Annotated in this window: 3 protein-coding genes, 3 tRNA genes and 1 rRNA gene; all 7 read left to right on the forward strand. The window is 56.5% G+C overall.

Going from position 1 to position 3124, the window contains the following annotated elements; genetic code table 11:
* Positions 1-65: 65 nt before the first annotated feature.
* A 5S ribosomal RNA gene (gene rrf, locus ACF8R3_RS07615) occupies positions 66-181 on the forward strand.
* Between the two features lie 226 nt (positions 182-407).
* Positions 408-1367 (forward strand): bifunctional biotin--[acetyl-CoA-carboxylase] ligase/biotin operon repressor BirA, encoded by a 960-nt coding sequence (gene birA, locus ACF8R3_RS07620; protein ID WP_392515385.1) that lies wholly within the window; start codon positions 408-410, stop codon positions 1365-1367.
* Positions 1357-2106: a pantothenate kinase gene (locus ACF8R3_RS07625; RefSeq protein ID WP_392515387.1), complete on the forward strand. Its 750-nt coding sequence runs from the start codon at positions 1357-1359 to the stop codon at positions 2104-2106. Before birA ends, ACF8R3_RS07625 begins: the two co-directional genes overlap by 11 nt.
* 7 nt (positions 2107-2113) lie before the next feature.
* Positions 2114-2539: a hypothetical protein gene (locus ACF8R3_RS07630; RefSeq protein WP_392515389.1), complete on the forward strand. Its 426-nt coding sequence runs from the start codon at positions 2114-2116 to the stop codon at positions 2537-2539.
* A gap of 152 nt (positions 2540-2691) precedes the next feature.
* A tRNA-Tyr gene (locus tag ACF8R3_RS07635) sits at positions 2692-2775 on the forward strand.
* A 24-nt stretch (positions 2776-2799) separates the two neighbouring features.
* A tRNA-Gly gene (locus ACF8R3_RS07640) sits at positions 2800-2873 on the forward strand.
* Positions 2874-2902: 29 nt separating this feature from the next.
* Positions 2903-2978: transfer RNA gene (locus ACF8R3_RS07645), tRNA-Thr, on the forward strand.
* Positions 2979-3124: the final 146 nt, after the last annotated feature.

Raw genomic sequence — 3124 nt, forward strand, 5'->3', positions numbered from 1 at the left:
CATCGCAAACATCACATATCCGAATTCGCTGGGCTGTCCAACAGGACATTCTGGCTACAGAATTTCTTGACGACCATAGAGCATTGGAACCACCTGATCCCATCCCGAACTCAGTAGTGAAACGATGCATCGCCGATGGTAGTGTGGGGTTTCCCCATGTGAGAGTAGGTCATCGTCAAGATTCATTTCGCAAAACCCCTATCTGCGTATGCAGGTAGGGGTTTTGTCTTTGGGCGTCAAATAAGCCAGTCGGCATTGCACCTGTGAAAGGCGCGAGGGTTGGCGGTCTAGGGTCTGATCCGGACCGGTGCAGCGTACCCCCCCCCAGTCCCAATCGAAGGTCCTTGTCCTATGCAAGGCAATCCCCCATGGCTATCATGCCAGCCTCATTCGAAGTCGAGACGCGCATGCTGAAGTTGTTGAATCTCCTCAAGGATGGCCGATTCCATTCCGGAGAAGCTCTGGGGGCGGCTCTGGGCGTCAGTCGCAGTGCGGTGTGGAAGCAGCTGCAGCACCTGGAAAGCGAGCTAAACCTCAGTATCCATAAGGTACGTGGACGCGGCTATCAGCTAGCCTCGCCGTTGGTGCTGCTGGACAATGCTGCGATCGCAGGATACGCGGAGGCGGCATCCTGGCCCACATTCATTCATGAGTCGATCGACTCGACCAATGCTGAAGGTATGCGCCTGGCGGCAGAAGGACAGCCAGCGCCCTTCGTCGTCTTGGCGGAGCAGCAGACTGCGGGTCGCGGGAGACGCGGCCGGCAATGGATCAGCCCTTTCGCGCAAAACCTTTACTTCAGTCTGGTGCTGCGCATTGATGGCGGCATGCGCCAGCTTGAGGGCCTGAGCCTGGTCGTGGGGTTGGCTGTCATGCGCACATTGCAGGCATTCGGGGTAAGGAATGTAGGCTTGAAGTGGCCTAACGACGTGCTGGTCGATGGTCACAAGGTCACTGGCATCTTGCTCGAGTTGATCGGTGATCCGGCAGACGTATGCCATGTGGTGCTGGGCATTGGCATAAACGTAAATATGCAGGCCAATGCGCAGGTGGATCAACGATGGACATCCATGCGTCGAGAACTGGGGGTGCCTGTAGACCGCAACCATTTAGTGGCGGTGCTGAGCCACCACTTGGAGCATGAGCTGGGGCGTCACCGCCGATATGGATTCGCGGCTTTCCAGGAAGAATGGGAGCAGTCGCATCTCTGGCAGGGGCGCAATGTCACGCTCATTGCCGGAGCCACCCAGGTACAAGGCGTAGTCGCGGGCGTGGACGGGCAGGGCGGTTTGCGCATGTGTGTAGATGGCGTGGAGAGAGTTTTCAGCGGCGGCGAGCTTAGTTTGAGGTTGAGTGATGATTCTTGAGCTCGATTGCGGTAACAGCTTCATCAAGTGGCGGGTAATTCACGTTCACGACGCAATGATCGTGGGTGGCGGAATCGTGGATTCCGACCAGACACTCATGGACCAGATCAGAGCGCTGGCATGCGTGCAGGTTACGGCTTGCCGTATCGTCAGTGTGCGCAGTGAAGAAGAAACCGACGCTTTGACGTCACTGATTGCTCAAGTGTTTGCCGTCCAGGCACAGGTCGCACGGTCAGCGCCGGAGATGGCGGGCGTGCGCAACGGCTATGAGGACTATCAGCGCCTTGGTATGGATCGTTGGCTGGCGACGCTGGGCGCATTTCACTTGGCCAAGGGCGCTTGCCTCGTCATTGATCTGGGCACTGCGGCCAAAGCGGACTTCGTGGCGGCCAATGGGGAGCATCTCGGCGGCTATATCTGTCCAGGCATGCCTCTGATGCGCAGCCAGCTGCGCACGCACACGCGGCGTATTCGCTATGACGATGCGTCTGCCGAGCGTGCACTGGTCAGCTTGGCTCCGGGTCGCTCAACGGTGGAGGCGGTCGAACGAGGCTGCGTGCTGATGCTGCAAGGCTTCGTGCGCACACAAGTTGAGCAAGCGCGTGAGATGTGGGGCGAGGATTTTGCTGTGTTCCTGACGGGAGGGGATGCCCCGCTGGTCAAGGACTCGTTGCCTGACGCGCGTATAGTGCCCGACTTGGTCTTTGTAGGCCTGGCCATGGCCTGCCCATTGAATTGAGGTGCCTATGCGCTGGTTGTTCTTGTTGCTGCTGATCCTCAATGGTGTGTACTACGTCTGGAATCAGCAGGAGGCACCACTTAAGGTCAAGGATGTCACGCCGCTTTCGCTTTATAAAGGCAGTCAGCGGGACATTCGCCTGTTGCGGGAAGCGGGAGTGGCGGCACCTGATCGGCGTCGCGAAGAGTGCCTCATCGTTGGAGGCGCAATGACGACCGAGGTGCTCGAGTCGCTTCGTCAGCGGCTGACGAGTCTGGACATCGCCACGACTCCAGTCCGTGGGCAGGTCGCAGGTGCCCAGGGGCGTTGGCTCAAAGTAGAGCCTGAAAGTGAACGCTTGTTGGACCCAGCGGCCCTTGACGCGCTTTCCAATGATTTCAAAGACTTGAAACATCAAATTATTTTCTGCCAGGGTATTGCAACTGGTGAATAGCTTGATAGAATGGCGCCCGCTTCGCAGGGAACACCACTCAGGTGGTAGAGTTGCAAGCGGTGTCACCGCAGCTAAGTTTCAGATTTGATTGAAAAAATTTGAAAAAGAGCTTGACACTAGGACGGCAGATAAATAAAATGCCGGCCACATCTGGAGGGATTCCCGAGCGGCCAAAGGGGACGGACTGTAAATCCGTTGCGAGAGCTTCGAAGGTTCGAATCCTTCTCCCTCCACCAGTTTTAGCGAGAGCCGCAAGCCTCGCGGGTATAGTTTAGTGGTAGAACCTCAGCCTTCCAAGCTGATGATGCGGGTTCGATTCCCGCTACCCGCTCCAAGTTTGCTGGTTATTGCACAACGTGTTTCGCTCTTGTAGCTCAGTTGGTAGAGCACACCCTTGGTAAGGGTGAGGTCAGCGGTTCAAGTCCGCTCAAGAGCTCCATATAAACAAGGCAGATATGAAAATATCTGCCTTTGTTTTATCAGCGCAAGACTATTTCTTCTGCGGAGGATTGTATCGATGGCTAAGGAAAAGTTTGATCGTACCCTTCCCCACGTTAACGTCGGCACTATCGGCCACGTTGACCA

Origin of the sequence: Pseudomonas sp. FYR_7 (assembly GCF_043106155.1) — a bacterium.
Lineage (GTDB): Bacteria > Pseudomonadota > Gammaproteobacteria > Pseudomonadales > Pseudomonadaceae > Aquipseudomonas > Aquipseudomonas parafulva_B.